The organism is Microcoleus sp. PH2017_34_RAT_O_A (assembly GCF_020737885.1).
GTDB lineage: Bacteria > Cyanobacteriota > Cyanobacteriia > Cyanobacteriales > Microcoleaceae > Microcoleus.
This window is the reverse complement of record NZ_JAEQDD010000079.1, coordinates 21,825-38,228: the sequence shown is the minus strand read 5'-3', so window position 1 is coordinate 38,228 and position 16,404 is coordinate 21,825. Positions and strand designations below refer to the sequence as shown.

Here is a 16,404-nt window from a genome sequence, read left to right as displayed (position 1 = left end):
CCTGATGGATTACCCTGTAGAAGCCAGTCATCCCCCGATTTCTCGGTTTCGACTGAACGAATCGCACTTGGCAGCACCATTTAAGTCTGCATTCACAATTATGCCATTATCTGACTGATATAAGCCACGTTTAATCCGCTTTCCAGATGCTTTCCACCCAGTTGGTTTTTGACCATATTTGGGTAGGGAGTCACCATCAAGAAAACTAGCTTTTGAAGTATATGCTTCTTCGGTTTTAAGAAATCTGATTCCGTGCAAATCGCACAGTTCTTTCAACCTATTTTTTAGCTTACCTAAAGGCATTTGAACAAATTTTTGATTGTTCAGTTTACCGAGATTACTGTTAGACTTAAAGCCTTCATTCCACCCAACTATCAGTGTGCCAATTCCGTATTTCAGACAATGGTTGACAATTAACTTTGCAGATTTATTGATGCCATCACGCATTTGGTGATTGCGTTTGCGAGTTACACGGTCTAGCCAATTATCCCAGTAACCTTCTGGTTTTCCTTCTTTTCTAGTTGCTACTTTCTTGTTCCACAATTGATTCATCGCTTTCATTGCACGAGAATCAATCAATAAAGAGTTTCCCAGCGTATCGACACAAGCTGCTAAATTGTCAGAAGTTCCTAAGTCAATTGACAATGCTTGACCAATGTCTAAATTATGTTGTTGTTTTTCAACCTCGTAGGACATTTCCAGGTAAAAATAACCATTTTTCGGGAGAATTGTAAACTCTTTCACTTGAGAAAAATCAAGATTCGATGGCATAGGCAAAAAGAATTCAGAAACTCCAAACCATCGCCTTACTGTTAAACCCAAGGAAAACCTTAACTGATTGCCAACAAGTTTTGGTCTTAAACCTCCAGAATTGGGATAAGCTACTTTAAACAACTTAGAGTTTTTCAGGTATCCCGGTGGCTTGGGGTTAAAATGTAATTGACCTTTGATATATAAATCTCTTAATTATTTAAAAGATTTGAAGGCTTCTGTTACTGACATCAATGTTTGCTGCATTGGTGTTGATGGCAATGATTTAGCAACCATTGATTTTGTAACTGATGGTTCAAAAGATAAGTCAAATTTTCCAGTCAACAATTTTCCTGTTTTGAAAAAAATCTGACGAGCTAAATAAACACCACTGTTATACAGTTTACCTGATTGTTGACAGAGATACTCTAACAAGGCTTGAACTTCTTTGGTTGGAGACAGTAATATTTGCTGAACTCCCATTGTTTTTTTGGTTTTATTCACCTCTGTTTTCCTGAATATTGGTTGACTTGTCTGCTTTCAGCTATTATACTAGATATCTCAAGGTTCATCAACAAAATTTAGAAAGAAAGAAAGAAAGAAAGAAAGAAAGAAGACGGGGACTCTCATTCCCTCGTGCCGCTTCCCTCTCAGGACTGAAGTCTCGCTCGTTTCCCGCATCCCGTATTGTTTTTATGATTGTATGCGATAATCGAACATTAACAGGGTAGAGGGCAGAGCATGATTGGTCAACTTCTCGACAGACGTTACCGCATCATTAAAGTCACAGACTCAAGTGAAGTGGGAAAAACTTATATAGCAGCAGATACTCACCGTCCCGGGTATCCGCAATGCACGGTTAGAGAAATGCGGCTCCTCGGCACCAGTTCGCAAACTCCAGAATTAGTCAAAATTATATTTCAAAGAAATGCAGAAATAATAGAAAAATTGGGCAAACACGACAAAATCCCCGAATTGTTGGCGTATTTTGAGGAAAACCAAAGTTTATACTTAATAGAAGAATTTATTGCCGGTCAACCTTTAAGCCAAGAATTTATACCTGGTGAACCTTGGGCTGAAGACGAAGTAATTGCTTTGCTATCATCCATATTAGAAGTTTTGGTGTTTATACACTCCAACGGTTTCATTCACCGCCGAATTCAACCAGACAGAACAATTCGACGCGAGTCAGACGGCAAATTTGTGTTGATTGACTTTAGCTTAGACAAAGAAATTAACCCGGAGCTCGTTAATTCTCATTTGTTGGCGCCAACATCCCCAAATTCTGTTAAAAAGCCTTTGGGAAAAAAACCGGAGTTAGCTGCTGAAACATTATATGTGCCGATCGAGCAATCGCAAGGCAACCCCCGCTACAATAGCGACATTTACGCTCTAGGTACGATCGCCCAGCTTGCGGTAACGGGACTCTCACCGAAGGAACTAAGTGCCTTACAACACAAAGGCGAAATTTCCTGGCGCGATCGGGCGACTTGTTCGGCAGGCCTAGCAGATATTATCGATCGAATGGCACTCTCAAACTACGAGGAACGATATCAGGAAGCCGCCGAAGTTTTGGCAGACCTCCAACAAATCGCTGTAAAATGGGAGGCTGGGCGATCGCCAGCCACCATCATCACCGACGCTATAAGTCAATTGCAGCCGAGACAGCGCCCAACCAGACTGTTGCTGTTTGCAGCCATAGCCGCAGCTTCGATCTTGACAGCACTGATAATTTACTTTTGGCACAGTCAAAGTCCGGCGAGAGCAAAAGAATTGTTCGCCCGCGGTGTTGCGAAGGCGCAGCAAGGTGACAAAACAGGCGCGATCGCCGATTATACTCAAGCGATCGCCCTCAATTCCAGCGATGCCGAAACTTTCTACAAGCGGGCTAACGCTCGCTACGACATGGGCGCCACCGAGCAAGCAATTGCCGATTACACCCAAGCACTTAAAGTCAATCCCAGCCACACCAAAGCCATCTACAATCGAGCTCTCGCCCGCCGCGACACCGGCGACAAGCGGGGGGCTGTGGAAGATTTTACCCAAGTATTGCGGCTCAATCCTAACAACGGTGACATATATTATCAGCGGGGTTTAGCCTATTACGATTTGGCAGACTACCGCGCGGCAATTGAAGACTACACTCAAGCAATTCGGCTCAATCCCAACGATGCTACAGCATACAGCAATCGGGGTTTAGCTCGATCGGCCAACGGCGACAAAACCGGAGCAATGGCGGATTTTACCCAAGCGATTCAAATTAGCCCCAAGGAAGCTGGGGTTTACTACAGTCGCGGTCGATCGCGCTTTAATCTAGCAGATTATCAAGGAGCGATGGAAGATTACAGTAGGGCGATCGAATTGGAACCGAACCAAGCTGATGCTTATACCAATCGGTGCAGCGCTTACTTAAATTTAGCAACCTACGACAAAGCGATTGAAGATTGCAGCCGAGCAATTCGCCTCGATCCCAAAGATGAGGCAGCTTACAACAACCGCTGCATTGCTCATCTGAATTTAAAGCAATTTCAAAAGGCCAGCGAAGATTGCAGTTTGACGATCGGACTCAACAGCAACAATCCCAAAGCATACAGCAATCGAGGATTAGCTCGATCGGCTTCGGGAGACAAGCAGGGGGCCGTCGAAGATTTCACTCAAGCAATTAAGCTCAATCCCAGCGATGCAGTAGCTTACAGCAATCGCGGTACTATTTACTCAGAACTCAAAAATTACCCTTTAGCGGTTGAGGATTTCGCTCAGTCGCTACGGCTCAACCCCAACAATGCTAGCGCTTTTTACAGCCGAGGTCTCGTCCGCCGCCAACTCAAAGATCGGGCTGGGGCGATCGAGGATTTTCAGAAAGCTGCAACACTGTTTCTAGAACAAGGAAGAGCCGATGGTTTTCAAAACGCACAAGCACAGATCAAAGATTCTAAATAAACTATTAGTCATTAGTCATTAGTCATTGGTTATTGGTTATTGGTTATTGGTTATTAGCGCGAGCGTCCCCGCTCGCGAACGTTATTAGTCAGTAGTCAGTAGTCGGTAAACAATGGGAGCATCTCATTTTTGAAAAAAGCATTTTTTATTATAGTGCGAGCGTCCCCGCTCGCGACTATTCCAGGACTCGCGAGCGGGGACGCTCGCACTATTAAATGCAAAACAGAGATGCTCCCTAAACACTCAACTGTCAACCCTTCTTTTGCGCTCTTCGGGCAAGCTGTTAACTGCCAACTATCAACTATCAACTGCCAACTATCAACTGCCAACTGCCAACTGCCAACTGCCAACTGCCAACTATCAACCGTCAACCGTCAACCGTCAACCGTCAACCGTCAACTGCCAACTGCCAACTGTCAACTGTCAACTGTCAAATGTCATTAGCAAAAATGAAAAATCAAGAACAAAAAAGGAAACAGCAAAAATCACCAATTACGAATTACCCATTACCAACTCCCCCTTCCCAGTTACCAATTCGCAATTATCAATTACCAATTACCAATTACCACTTCTCAAATTCCGATATGAACATGGTTGGTCAACTTTTAGACAGGCGTTATCGCGTAGTCCAAATCCTCAGCTCGGGAGCCTTCGGACAAACTTATTTAGCAGTCGATACTCGCCGCCCAGGTCACCCTCAATGTGTAGTCAAACAACTGCGCCCTCCCAGCAACACTTCCACAGTTCTCAAAACAGCTTACCGATTATTTAAACAAGAAGCAGAAATATTAGAAAAACTGGGAAAACACGATCAAATTCCTTTTTTACTAGCTTATTTTGAAGAAAGCAATCAATTCTACCTCGTAGAAGAATTTGTACCCGGCCACGCCCTCAATCGGGAAATTGTGGCCGGTCAACCTTGGCGCGAAGAAAGAGTGCTGGATCTGTTGGAAGAAGTGTTAAAAGTTCTTGCCTTCGTACACTCTCAGGGAGTGATTCACCGCGATGTTAATCCCTCCAACTTAATCCGCCGCAAACCAGACGGCAAATTAGTTTTAATTGACTTCGGCTCGGTTAAAGAAGTTGCCAATCACGCCAGCGAGTACGATACAGAATTTCCGCGCACCATTGCGACGGGAACTCCGGCTTATATGCCGATCGAACAATTTCAAGGCAACCCGCAATTTAGCAGCGACCTCTATGCCGTCGGGATGATGGCGATCCAAGCTATCACTGGTTTGCCCGGTACGGATTTGCCAAAATTGCAAGATCCGAGTCCTTCTCACACTGGGGAAATTGTTTGGCGAAACCGAGCTCAATGTTCTCAGGCACTGGCAAATATAATTGACAAAATGGTCTGCCACCAATTTAGCAAACGCTATCCATCGGCTGAGGAAGTTTTGGCCGCTCTCAGCAAGCTGAAACACCGCCAAGAGCCTGGAAATACGGCTCAAAATAAAAATATTTCTCCGTCGAGCTTACTGTCTTCCAATACTTTTTCTTCAGGTTTGGGAAGTCGGTTTTGGTGGCTGATATTCGCTGGCTGCGGGGCGATTGCTATGGTATTTCTGTTTAATTATTGCAGCCGCCCGAATCCGATCAAAGCCAAGGAATATTACGAAAAGGGAGTAGCAAAGTCTCGCAATCAAGATGCGGCAGCAGCTTTGCAGGCTTTTGACAAATCAATTCAATTAAATCCTAACAATGGTGAGAGTTTTTATCAGCGGGGTAATGCTAATTATGATTTAAAAAAATATCAAGAAGCAATTGCCGATTATTCTCAGACGATCGCTCTCAATCCTCAATATTTTAAGGCTTATTTTAACCGAGGGCTGGCCCGTCGCGATTTCAACGATAAGCGCGGAGCGATTGAGGATTACACTCAGGTTTTGAAGCTCCAGCCCAACGATGTTGATGCCTACTATGAAAGAGGAGTGACTTATTTAGAAATGCAAGATTACAAGACGGCTATTGGGGATTTGACTGAAGTAATTCGGTTGCAGCCGAACTTGGTTAAAGCTTATCATTCGCGGGGGTTGGCTCGGGCTGGGAGCAGCGATTTGCAGGGGGCGATTGGAGATTATACTGAGGCAATTAAGCTCGATGCTCAGAATGTGGATGCTTTGTACAGTCGGGGGAGAGCGCGCTTTCACCTAGGAGATTATCAGGGAGCATTGGCGGATTATAGTCAGGTAATTGCGATCGATCCCAAGAGTGGAGATGCTTACGCGAATCGTTGCAGCACGCAGTTGAATTTAGGAGCTCATCAAGCCGCAATTGACGATTGCACTCAGGCAATTTCGCTAAGCGAGGAAGATGGGGTTCCCTATAACAATCGCTGTATTGCTTATTTAAATTTGAAGGATTACCCGAAAGCAATTGCCGATTGCACTCAAGCGACAACACTAAATCCCAAGGATTATAATGCTTTCAGCAATCGCGGTTTAGCTCGCAGTGCCGGGGGAGATACACAGGGGGCGATCGCCGATTTTACCGCAGCAATCGGGCTCAATCCCAACGATGCTGAAGCTTACGCCAATCGGGCCAAGGTTTACCAGCAGTTAAATAATTCCAATAGTGCGATCGCCGATTACGTGCAAGCCATTCGGATCAATCCGAATTATGCTGGTGCTTACTACGGTAGAGGCATGGTTAGGCGATCGTTAGGAGACAAAGCAGGAGCAATTAGCGATTTCGAGAAAGCAGGCAAAATCTTTCTCGATCAAGGACTTACCGGCGGTTACAAAGACGCACAATTTGAGATTGACAAACTCAAATAATTCTTAGGTACGTAGTTGCGCTTCAGCGCTCTTTTGCATATATATAAGAAAGAGCGCTGAAGCGCAACAACGTACCTTACTAACCCTCTGGATTTTGAATTCGCTCAACCAAATCATAAAAAGGTTGCCAATTATCCTCAAGAGCGATCGGTTCCCAAACAGCCTCAATCGTCGGCCTCAACAGCGATTGTTCCGGATTGTGCTGGCGCAACCTGTCCGCCATCTTATCCATATCATCCGCCGATAAACTTTGCAAAACGTGACAATAAAACTCCCGCCAAGGTGCTAACAACTCCGTCGCTTCGGCCTCGCTAAAAATTTGATTGACATCATCTCGCCAAGTGCGATTAAACTGTCTTCGCAATTGAAAAAAGAAATCATGATAATCAACTTGAGACTCCGCCAGCATCTTAATTGTCAGCTTCAAAAGCTCATCACCATCAGCCTCAGACAAATCCTCAAATCCCAACCTATTGAGCATCAACTGTCGGTAAGTAGTATTATAATACCCACCAAACTTAGCCAAAGCAGCATCCATATCAGCTTGAGGAATCGCCGCTGCTAGCGGTTGCTGAAGCTTCTCCAAATTCCCGTGACAAATAAACGGTTGATTGCCGTAAGCATAAAGACCATAATAGTCAAAATAAGCTGCTGTAAACTTCGGATTATAAGTCGGAATAAACGCAAAAGGCCCGTAATCAAAACTTTCACCAGTAATCGACATATTATCAGTATTCAGCACCGCATGACAAAAACCTGCCGCCATCCACTGAGCGACCAATTCGGCTACACGCTTGACTAAATCCGCATAAAATAGCGCATACTTTTCTTCCGATGAAACACCAGAAGTGCTAGCTTCTAGATGCAGTTTAGGATAGTAATATTCAATGACAAAATCTAAAAGTTTTTTAATTAAGTCCGGGCGACGGATATAATTTAGCCTTTCAAAAGTGCCAAAGCGGATGTGAGAGTGGCTAAAACGCACCATCACGGACGATCGCGTCGGAGAAGGTTCATCGCCCCGCCACAAAGCATCACCCGTTTCAACTAAACTAAAACAGCGAGACGTGCGAACTCCCAATCGGTGCAAAGCTTCAGCCGCCAAAACTTCGCGAACTCCCCCCTTGAGAGTGAGTCTACCATCAGCACTGCGCGAGTAGGGAGTGCGGCCGGAACCTTTAGTGCCGAAGTCGTAAAGTCTGCCATCAGTACCGCGAACTTGGCCGTACAAAAAGCCTCTACCGTCGCCTAAATTCGGGTTGTATTCGTTGAATTGATAGCCGTGGTAGCGGAGTGCGAGAAAGGGACGCACGCAGTGAAATTTGCCGAATGCTTGAATGAAATCTTCGTCGGTTACTTGTGCCGGATCTAAGCCCAATGTCGGCAATAATTGGTCGTTGCGGAAGCGGAGGATGTGCTGCGGAAAATCTGCCGCCGGGACTTCATCAAAGTAGTCGCCACCGAGGGATTCGAGGGCGGGTTCGTAGTTGAGGGAAAGCAAGGGATTTGACATTTGTCTATTTTATGTTGAAAATGTTGAAATTGGCAACTCATTGTAGGGTGCGTCTGTTGTAAAAATTTTAAACGATAGACAGAGAATCTTCGGCTGACGCACCCTACGGTTAGTTATTGTAGGGTGCGTCTGTTGTAAAAATTTTAAACGATAGACAGAGAATCTTCGCCTGACGCACCCTACGGTTAGTTATTGTAGTTATTGTAGGGTGCGTCAGTTGTAAAATTTTGAACGATAGACAGAGAATCTTCGCCTGACGCACCCTACGGACTCACTACTCGTGACCAATATGTGCCGGAATATCTGGGATGTCATTTGCTCCCCAATCTTCAGGATAAATGCTTTGGGCAACAAATCGATGGAAGCTAGAATATTGCCAATCTTTGGGGGACTGGCATAAACCATGTTTGACTGGATTGTAATGAATATAATTGCAATGATTAGCATAGTCTGTTTCATCTCTAATTAAATGTTCCCAAAATCTTCGCTGCCAAAGATTTCTTTCTTTCCGTTTTTTTCGAGATGGGCTAATTTCGGCTTGTATTCCTAATTTATCAGCGCATTCATGTGTGACAAAAGTTTTAATGAATCGCCAACGAGTTGCATAATTGTTATCACCCTCTGGTAGTGTCCAAATACAATGTATGTGATTTGGCAATAAAACAATTGCCTCAATTGAAAAAGGGTAAAGTTGCTGGACTCGGAGCAGGGATTTTCGTAAAGATTCCCGAGCAATATCGCTGCACAGCCAAGGAATTCTTTGATAAGTGACTTGGGTGAAAAAGTAGGTTGCTCCGGGTATCGTGGCTCTCCGGTAGTTCGACATAATATTGAGTTAGTAGTCGTTAGTTATTGTCGGGTGCGTCAGGACTGAATGTTTTCTGACATTGCTGATTTTTTCGCCTGACGCACCCTACGGTTAGTTATGGACAGACAGATAATCTTCGGCTGACGCACTCTATGGTTGGTTATTATCGTTATTGTCGGGTGCGTCAGGACTGAATCTTTTCTGACATTGCTAATTTTTTCGCCTGACGCACCCTACGGTTAGTTATTGTAGGGTGCGTCAGGACTAAATGTTTTGACGACATACAGATAATTTTTGCCTGACGCACCCTACAGTTGCTCTACCTCCTATTTAAACTGCCACCAAAGTAGGCTCTAAAGTTGCCACTAATTTCAGATTGTACTCATCCTCAAAACACGGCTTTTTATAATCTAAACTCCACAGTTCCAAAGCACAATCGTCACCGGGATTGAGCGGTTGCAGCCGCAAGTGAAACTCTCGAACTTCCGGGCGGTGTTCGCATTTGAAATCAGTAATTGCCCCAATCTGCCGCCTATCCAAAGCCACAGCCAACCGCAGAAATGGATGCAATTTACTAACGACTTCTCGGTATCTTTTCGGGAGAATGACAAAATTTTCGTGTTTCTTTTTTGGAGGATTTTTCCGGTGATAGCGAGCTATATTGGCAATTACTTCAATCTCAGTTTCAGTGTATCCCAATAATTCACCATTGCGAATTAAATAGTAAGAATGCTTGTGGTGCGCCGAATGGCTGACGTACAAACCGCTGTTATGCAGAATCGATGCCGCCCACAGCAACTCGCGTTCTTCGCTTCCCCAATTGTGCAGAATTCCTTGGGTTTGGTCGAATAAATTGAGTGCAAATTCGGCGGTTCTTTCGCTTTGTTGTAAGTTAACTTGATATTTTTGGGCCATGTGCAGAACACTGCGCTGGCGGATTGAACCTTGATAGCGCAATCGGTTTTCAATCAAACCCCGACTTAGCATCCAGTCAACAATGACGCCTTCTCTTAAAGATCGATCGCACACCGTGAGGGATTCCATACCTAATAATGCCATCGCTTCCTGCAAAATCAACGCCCCGGCGAGAATAATTTCCGCCCGCTTATCCGACATTCCGGGAATCGCCAGCCTTTCGGAGTAGGAAAGTTTGCGGAAACGATTGACTAGCTCGCGCAAATCTTTTAAACTTAACTGATATCCAGCCAGCGGACTCGGAACTGTTCCCAACTTTTCGCGAGCGTTAATTGCAGCCAGAGTTTCGATGGTTCCCGCAGTGCCGATCAAGCGCAGATGTTCGCCTATCTTGAATTGCGATCGCAATTCGTCGATCGGTCTTTCCAGCGAAATCCGAATATAAGCTTGCAAATAGGCAAACTCCTCCCGGCTAATCGGGTCAGTTTTGACAAATTCTCCTGTTAAGCGCACAGCACCAATTTTGGTACTGGTGAGACAGCGCGGTTCAGAACTATCTCCTAAAATTAACTCAGTAGAACCGCCACCAATATCAATAATCACCTGCGATTGATTGTTAAATTCCATTCCCGAAAGAACACCGAGATAAATTCTCCGCGCTTCTTCTTGTCCGGAAATTAAGCTCACATTCAAGTCTAATTCGTCAGCAACTTGTTTGAGAAAATCCCGCCCGTTAGGCGCTTCTCGAACCGCACTGGTAGCCACAGCGATGACTTGTTCAGCATTAAAAGTTTTAGCAATATCTTGAAAACGGCGCAAAGTTGCGATCGCCCTTTCCATCACTTCAGACTTCAAACACCCTGTTTTAGCCTCACAATCACCCAACCGAACCGTATCTTTTTCTCTAGCAATAATCGCAAACGCAGGCAATTTCGGATCGATCCGCGCCACCACCATATGAAACGAGTTAGTACCCATATCAATAGCGGCAATAATGCGATTTGACTCCGCAGCAGCAAGTGAATTAACCATTGGAGTGTATCGGGGTTGACAGATATTTATAATTATTTCACGAATCCAGTGAGGCGCGATCTTAAATCAGCAAAAATCGGGAATTAGGGCATAGGGCATCGGGCATGGGGCATCGGGCATGGGGCAAAGAGGGCATCGGGACATACATCACTTTTTTGAGAACCGCTATAGTAGGTGATTTTGCCTAAAATTTGATAGAATTTAAAGCTAAAAATCTAAAATCTAGAATTGAAATGCTTATAGAGCCCGATCGCCAATCTGAATCTACACTACTTACTATCATCCGGCTGTTGAGATGGGACAAGCCAGCAGGAAGGCTAATTTTAATGATTCCAGCCCTGTGGGCCGTCTTTTTAGCAGCAGACGGAAAGCCGCCCTCCGCATTGGTAGGGGTGATAGTGTTGGGTACCTTAGCCACGAGTGCGGCGGGATGCGTCATCAACGACTTGTGGGATCGCGATATCGACCCGGAAGTAGAAAGAACGCGATCGCGCCCCCTTGCATCCCGCGCCCTAAAAGTGCAAACTGCGATCGGAGTTGCCTTAATCTCCTTTGCTTGTGCGGCGATTCTCGCTTTTTATCTCAATCCTTTAAGTTTCTGGCTGTGTGTCGCCGCCGTACCAGTAATTATCTGTTACCCGCTAGCAAAAAGATTTTTTCCCGTGCCGCAATTAGTGTTATCAATTGCCTGGGGATTTGCAGTTTTAATTAGTTGGAGTGCCGCCGTCAATAAATTAGAATTAGCAACTTGGTTGCTGTGGGGCGCGGTAGTCTTGTGGACGATGGGATTTGATACAGTTTACGCAATGAGCGACAAAGAAGATGACTTGCGTGTGGGCGTCAATTCTAGCGCTATCTTTTTCGGGGATAACGTAACTAATGCTGTGGGTTTTTTCTTTGTTGGTACTGTAGGTTTATTAGCAGCAATGGGAATCAATCTGCACTTGCACGTCGGTTTTTGGATAGCAATTTGTGCGGCAGCAATTTTGTGGTTTTTGCAGTACAGTCAACTGCGAAAAGCCGATATTCCCAAGCCTGTTTACGGTGAAATCTTTCGCCAAAATGTTTGGGTTGGGTTTGTCATATTGGCGGGAATGATTGTTGGGGAGATTTTTTAGCCTGCGGTTGGAAACCGCGCCTACACAAACAAAACCCACCTACGTGGGTTAAATAAGTCCACTAAGCCTCTCCAATAATGATTGTGGAACAGGCATCTTGCCTGTTCAAGACTGGCTTTTCTGACGATCGTACCTTCTATGTAAAGTTATATTACAAAAACAGAAACTTCGCATAAAAACTCCGACGCACTCCAGATAGATAAGTAGCGGCGGAAGTTCAGCGAGTTTGACCCACCCTCTGTGTAAAGTTATATTACAAAAACAGAAACTTCGCATAAAAACTCCGACGCACCTCTGATAGATAAATGTCAGCCCAAATTATTGGATTAATCAAGGTGCACCATGTCTAATATATCGATCGGCAATTTAAGCGACAACTATATCTCGATCGACTTCGCAGGTAAAACTGACCCCACAGACACCTATCGTTTTAATCGGCTGAATCCGGGTAGCTTTCGAGTTACGGCGGTCGGATTTAGTTCCATTGTTGGGATGCAGCTTCTCGACACTCAGGGAAAAGTCGTCAAAGATATCGAAACCAACGGCACAAATTCCGGCACTTTTAGCATCGATAATTTGGGCGCAACAAATTATGCACTAAAAATCTCTGCACCTTCGCGCGATACAAATTATCAAGTTACTTTAACCCCAGACGGAAAAGTCGATCCGCTGACAGGCTTAGGCGTTACCTCCGGTTTCTTCACTCCCGATTCAACTGGTCAAGTTGGTTTTGACTGGCTACATGACGGCGGCAATTATAAAGGTGAAGTTGCCATTTTTAGCGTACAAGGTATGGAGAACTTCGATCCTAATTCTGAGGAATTTATCAAAGAATCAGCAAGACGAGCTCTGACAAATTCTACCTTTGGTCACGTCGTAATTTCTGACTCCATAGAAGGTGCAAATCCGCTATTTAACGGCGGTTTAGGAGAGGAAAACTATAACGAGGGACAGTACAGTGGCGCGAAAAAATTTGGGATGAAACCGGGAGATGCTTTTGCGGTGATGTTAGTACCAAATGGTACTGTGCGAGATATCTTTAACAATCCGGGTGCGGACGGTGACAAACGTCCGTTATTATCTTTATCTAGCCTGAATCCAGATGATGCTTTTTTGTTTGGTCAAATAGCAGATGTGACTGGCACCGGCAAGGCATTTGCGATGGAAGATCAGCGAGTCGATCGGGGTTCTGATAAAGATTACAACGATTTAGTTTTCAAGTTGACTGGTGCGACTGGTAAGGCTGTGTCGATCGACAAAGTGATCGATAAGAGCAAAGATTGGACTAAACTCGATGGCGGCAAGAAATTGATCGAGTATGTCACTCCAACACCGCCTGTAGCGACAACGCCACCAGTTGTTGTACCGCCGACAACTCCGCCAGTTGTTGTACCGCCGACAACTCCGCCTGTAGCGACAACGCCACCAGTTGTTGTACCGCCGACAACACCTCCAGTTGTTGTACCGCCGACAATGCCGCCAGTTGCGACAACACCGCCTGCTGTTGTACCGCCAGTTGCGACAACACCGCCTGCTGTTGTACCGCCGACAACGCCACCAGTTGAGACAACACCGCCTGCTGTTGTACCGCCGACAACACCGCCAGTTGCGACAACACCGCCAGTTGCGACAACACCGCCTGCTGTTGTACCGCCGACAACGCCACCAGTTGTGACAACGCCACCAGTTGCGACAACACCGCCTGCTGTTGTACCGCCGACAACACCGCCAGTTGCGACAACACCGCCTGCTGTTGTACCGCCAGTTGCGACAACGCCACCTGCTGTTGTACCGCCAGTTGAGACAACACCGCCAGTTGCGACAACACCGCCTGCTGTTGTACCGCCAGTTGCGATCGCACCGCCTGTAAGAGTAAAACCTCCGATCGCCCCCCCAACTCCTTCACAACCACCTAAGATCGACCCAAAACTGCCTGTAATTGAACAACCGATCGACACTGAAGCGCCTATCCCTATCAGTGTGGCGCCAACGGTCGATCGCACTTTTGTAGGCATCATCGATACTGGGTTTGCTGCGAAGAATCCCGATTTGGATTATTCTAAAGTGACCTTGGGGCGCGATCGCATCGACAAAGACAGCAACCCGTTGTTAAATGCTGGAGAAGGGAACGAACACGGCACGTTTAGCTGGGGTTTAGTAAGTGCAATTCAAGGGAATGATATCGGGATTGATGGCTACAACGATGGGGCGAATGTTTACCTAAGTCGGGCAATTGGTTCGGGGGAATGGGATTTAGCTTTAACTGATTTTGTAAGTGAAGCGAAGGGACAAAAGAAGAAGAATGCGATCGCACTTCTTCCCCTGGATTTAACTCAAAAGAATGCTGACGGTAGCATTACTACTCGTTACGAGTTTACAGCGCGGGAGCGTGCGGCTTTGGAAAATGCGCGTCAAAATGGGGTGCTGTTGGTTGTAGCGGCTGGTAATGACGGCGGTGTGATGTCGGTTTTGGGTCAATCTTCTCAGGAGTTTGACAATATTATCACGGTTGGTTCGTCGGATGGTTTTGGGCGATCGGATTATTCGAGTTACGGCTACGGTTTGGATATTTTAGTGCCCGGTGGAACAATTGAAAATCCGACTTTATCGACTGTTGGCGATGATGTCGGTCAAATGTCGGGAACTTCGGCATCCGCAGCTAAGGCGGCGGGAATGTTGTCTAAGGTTTGGGATAGCAATCCTGCTTTGAGTGTGACTCAGGTTATCGATGTTTTGACTGGAAGTGCGATCGATTTGAAGGAGCCCGGATGGGATGAGGAAACGGGTTTTGGGGTGGTGAATTTGAATAAGGCTGTGCAAGTGGCGAAGGAAACAAAGCCGCAAAGTTACACGCCTAGTCCTTTCTTGAGTCCGACAACTTGGGGTTTAGAAGGAAAAGTTACCCCTTGGGAAAGGGCGACTTATGACATAAAAACAGGAAGTTTTACATCGATTATTTGGTCAACTACTGGTGTGAATCTACGCAATAGCCCTAGTTTTAACGATCGTAGCAATGTGAGTATTGGATCTAAAGGTCAGACTTTCACTTTCGATGCTTGGACTTACGGGGAAATAGTCCCGGATCTCACCACACAAAAGCCAGATGCTTTGTGGTTTCGGATAAATCAAAACGGCAAATCTTACTGGGTACCGAGTGCATACACGAAGGGCTACCCGCCTGGAAACCCCCCATTACTGCCTCCAGCTAATTCAAGCCCAATCAATCCAAGCCCAATCAATCCAAGCCCAATCAATCCAAGCCCAATCAATCCAAGCCCAATCAATCCAAGCCCAATCAATCCAAGCCCAACGCTGCCACCTAGTTCAATTTTTCTCAACGGGCACACGATTGGTGGCAATTTTTATCCAGTTTTCCAGAATTCTAAAGGAACACTGGGCAATCCGACTTCTGATGTCATCAACTATAATGGCGTGAGCTATCAGACATTTGACAAAGGGTCAATTGTTAGCAGTAAAAATGGAACTTTCCCGCTTTATGGTGCCATACGTCAGGAATTCTTGAAAACAGGTGGATTGGATGGCTGGTTGGGCGCTCCGAAGAGTGCAGAAAAGGGCCAAGGGGATGGAACGCTAATCCAATACTTTGAGAAGGGTTACATTTCCTGGAATGGCGTTAAGGCGATCGCATACAGAGAAGGAGATGGTAAGCCATCTGTATCTGTGCCATCTATATCTGTTCCTAATCAGCCAATCTTAGGTGACGATCGTTGGTGGGATTTGCAGACAGGTGATTCTTTTCTCTATTCTAATCAAGAAGATCCGAAGAATAACTCTAAGTTATACTCGGAACTTCAGACGATTGAACGCAGTCAAAAAGTACGTCAAATGTATGTTGATCTTTCCAAGGCAATTTTCAAAGGTAGCTTGCTCGAATCCGACGCTGGTTATGCTTATGACAAAGGCTACATCGAGAAAGCAAAAATAGGCAATAAAGTTGGTTGGATTCACTCTGGGATTGATATGTCAGCTTCGACCACAAATGTGATTCACTCGCCAGTTGATGGCATAGTTGTTCAAGACATCTCTGACTATGGACCTGGTAGCGGAAGGGCTATTTGTGTTCAGGAAAAGGTAGACGGAAAACGTGTCAATCGTTTTTGGTGGTACTTACATCTAGCATCGGGTAAAAGTAAAATTGATCAACCAGTGACTGCTAAGGAAACAGTTATTGGTAGTCCTGGGATTATAGGAGGGATGGCTCCTCACCTTCATTTAACTGTTGCAACGACATCAGATAAAAATGCAGCTCTAAATGTCCTCTCACCTGGTGTAACCCAAGCAAAAGCTGCAATTAATGAACTAACAGCAAGAACAATGAGTCCTTTACAAGCTTTTTGGGAAGCACAAAATAAAGTTCTTAGATAGTCGGATGATCCCTCGCCCTTTCTCTCCCATATTCTGAAGGCAGATCGCCCATAACTCACCAAACGATCGATCGCCCTTCTTACATCCGCGTTAATCTGCGTCCATCTGCGGTCAAAAAAGATCGATCGCCCTTTCTAACAATTCAGAAGGGCGATCGCCCTT

The 16,404-nt window shown here is 45.5% G+C and carries 10 protein-coding genes; 5 read left to right on the top strand and 5 right to left on the bottom strand.

Features of this window, described 5'->3' with window-relative positions; translation table 11 throughout:
* Positions 1-27: 27 nt before the first annotated feature.
* Together JGK11_RS23435 and JGK11_RS23430 are read right to left on the bottom strand one after the other, a co-directional pair.
* The gene (locus JGK11_RS23435) at positions 28-894 is read right to left on the bottom strand and encodes a transposase (RefSeq protein WP_293213062.1); all 867 of its coding nucleotides are present in this window, start codon (positions 892-894) and stop codon (positions 28-30) included.
* A 72-nt stretch (positions 895-966) separates the two neighbouring features.
* Positions 967-1,254 carry a hypothetical protein gene (locus JGK11_RS23430; RefSeq protein WP_293178691.1) on the bottom strand — a complete coding sequence of 96 codons (288 nt, stop codon included), beginning with the start codon at positions 1,252-1,254 and terminating at the stop codon, positions 967-969.
* Positions 1,255-1,491: 237 nt separating this feature from the next.
* Here JGK11_RS23430 and JGK11_RS23425 point away from each other — a divergent pair, with 237 nt between their 5' ends.
* From JGK11_RS23425 to JGK11_RS23415, 3 genes are all read left to right on the top strand, one after another.
* Positions 1,492-3,690, top strand: coding sequence for a tetratricopeptide repeat protein (locus tag JGK11_RS23425; protein ID WP_293213060.1), 2,199 nt, complete (start codon positions 1,492-1,494; stop codon positions 3,688-3,690).
* A gap of 228 nt (positions 3,691-3,918) precedes the next feature.
* On the top strand, positions 3,919-4,134 hold the full coding sequence (locus JGK11_RS23420) for a hypothetical protein (protein WP_293193504.1): 216 nt from the start codon (positions 3,919-3,921) through the stop codon (positions 4,132-4,134).
* A 5-nt stretch (positions 4,135-4,139) separates the two neighbouring features.
* Positions 4,140-6,470, top strand: coding sequence for a serine/threonine-protein kinase (locus JGK11_RS23415; protein WP_293193503.1), 2,331 nt, complete (start codon positions 4,140-4,142; stop codon positions 6,468-6,470).
* Between the two features lie 79 nt (positions 6,471-6,549).
* On the opposite strand, the gene JGK11_RS23410 is transcribed toward JGK11_RS23415, so the two are convergent.
* The 3 genes from JGK11_RS23410 to JGK11_RS23400 form a co-directional block, all read right to left on the bottom strand.
* Entirely contained in the window at positions 6,550-7,983 is a 1,434-nt protein-coding gene (locus JGK11_RS23410) for a YdiU family protein (RefSeq protein WP_293193502.1), read from the bottom strand.
* Between the two features lie 274 nt (positions 7,984-8,257).
* A complete protein-coding gene (locus tag JGK11_RS23405; RefSeq protein WP_293178682.1) occupies positions 8,258-8,809 on the bottom strand; it encodes a transposase in 552 nt (183 codons plus the stop codon).
* 312 nt (positions 8,810-9,121) lie between these two features.
* On the bottom strand, positions 9,122-10,738 hold the full coding sequence (locus tag JGK11_RS23400; protein WP_293207603.1) for a Ppx/GppA phosphatase family protein: 1,617 nt from the start codon (positions 10,736-10,738) through the stop codon (positions 9,122-9,124).
* Between the two features lie 233 nt (positions 10,739-10,971).
* Here JGK11_RS23400 and JGK11_RS23395 point away from each other — a divergent pair, with 233 nt between their 5' ends.
* Positions 10,972-11,856, top strand: a complete 885-nt coding sequence (locus JGK11_RS23395; RefSeq protein ID WP_293207605.1) for a 4-hydroxybenzoate solanesyltransferase — start codon at positions 10,972-10,974, stop codon at positions 11,854-11,856.
* A gap of 342 nt (positions 11,857-12,198) precedes the next feature.
* The gene (locus JGK11_RS23390; RefSeq protein ID WP_293213058.1) at positions 12,199-16,242 is read left to right on the top strand and encodes a S8 family serine peptidase; all 4,044 of its coding nucleotides are present in this window, start codon (positions 12,199-12,201) and stop codon (positions 16,240-16,242) included.
* Positions 16,243-16,404 lie beyond the last annotated feature (162 nt).

Coding starts and splice junctions, on each gene's coding strand:
- JGK11_RS23415 (WP_293193503.1), top strand. CDS start 4,140: ATGAAAAATCAAGAACAAAAAAGGAAACAGCAAAAATCACCAATTACG.
- JGK11_RS23395 (WP_293207605.1), top strand. CDS start 10,972: ATGCTTATAGAGCCCGATCGCCAATCTGAATCTACACTACTTACTATC.
- JGK11_RS23400 (WP_293207603.1), bottom strand. CDS start 10,738: ATGGTTAATTCACTTGCTGCTGCGGAGTCAAATCGCATTATTGCCGCT.
- JGK11_RS23390 (WP_293213058.1), top strand. CDS start 12,199: ATGTCTAATATATCGATCGGCAATTTAAGCGACAACTATATCTCGATC.
- JGK11_RS23425 (WP_293213060.1), top strand. CDS start 1,492: ATGATTGGTCAACTTCTCGACAGACGTTACCGCATCATTAAAGTCACA.
- JGK11_RS23420 (WP_293193504.1), top strand. CDS start 3,919: ATGCTCCCTAAACACTCAACTGTCAACCCTTCTTTTGCGCTCTTCGGG.
- JGK11_RS23405 (WP_293178682.1), bottom strand. CDS start 8,809: ATGTCGAACTACCGGAGAGCCACGATACCCGGAGCAACCTACTTTTTC.
- JGK11_RS23410 (WP_293193502.1), bottom strand. CDS start 7,983: ATGTCAAATCCCTTGCTTTCCCTCAACTACGAACCCGCCCTCGAATCC.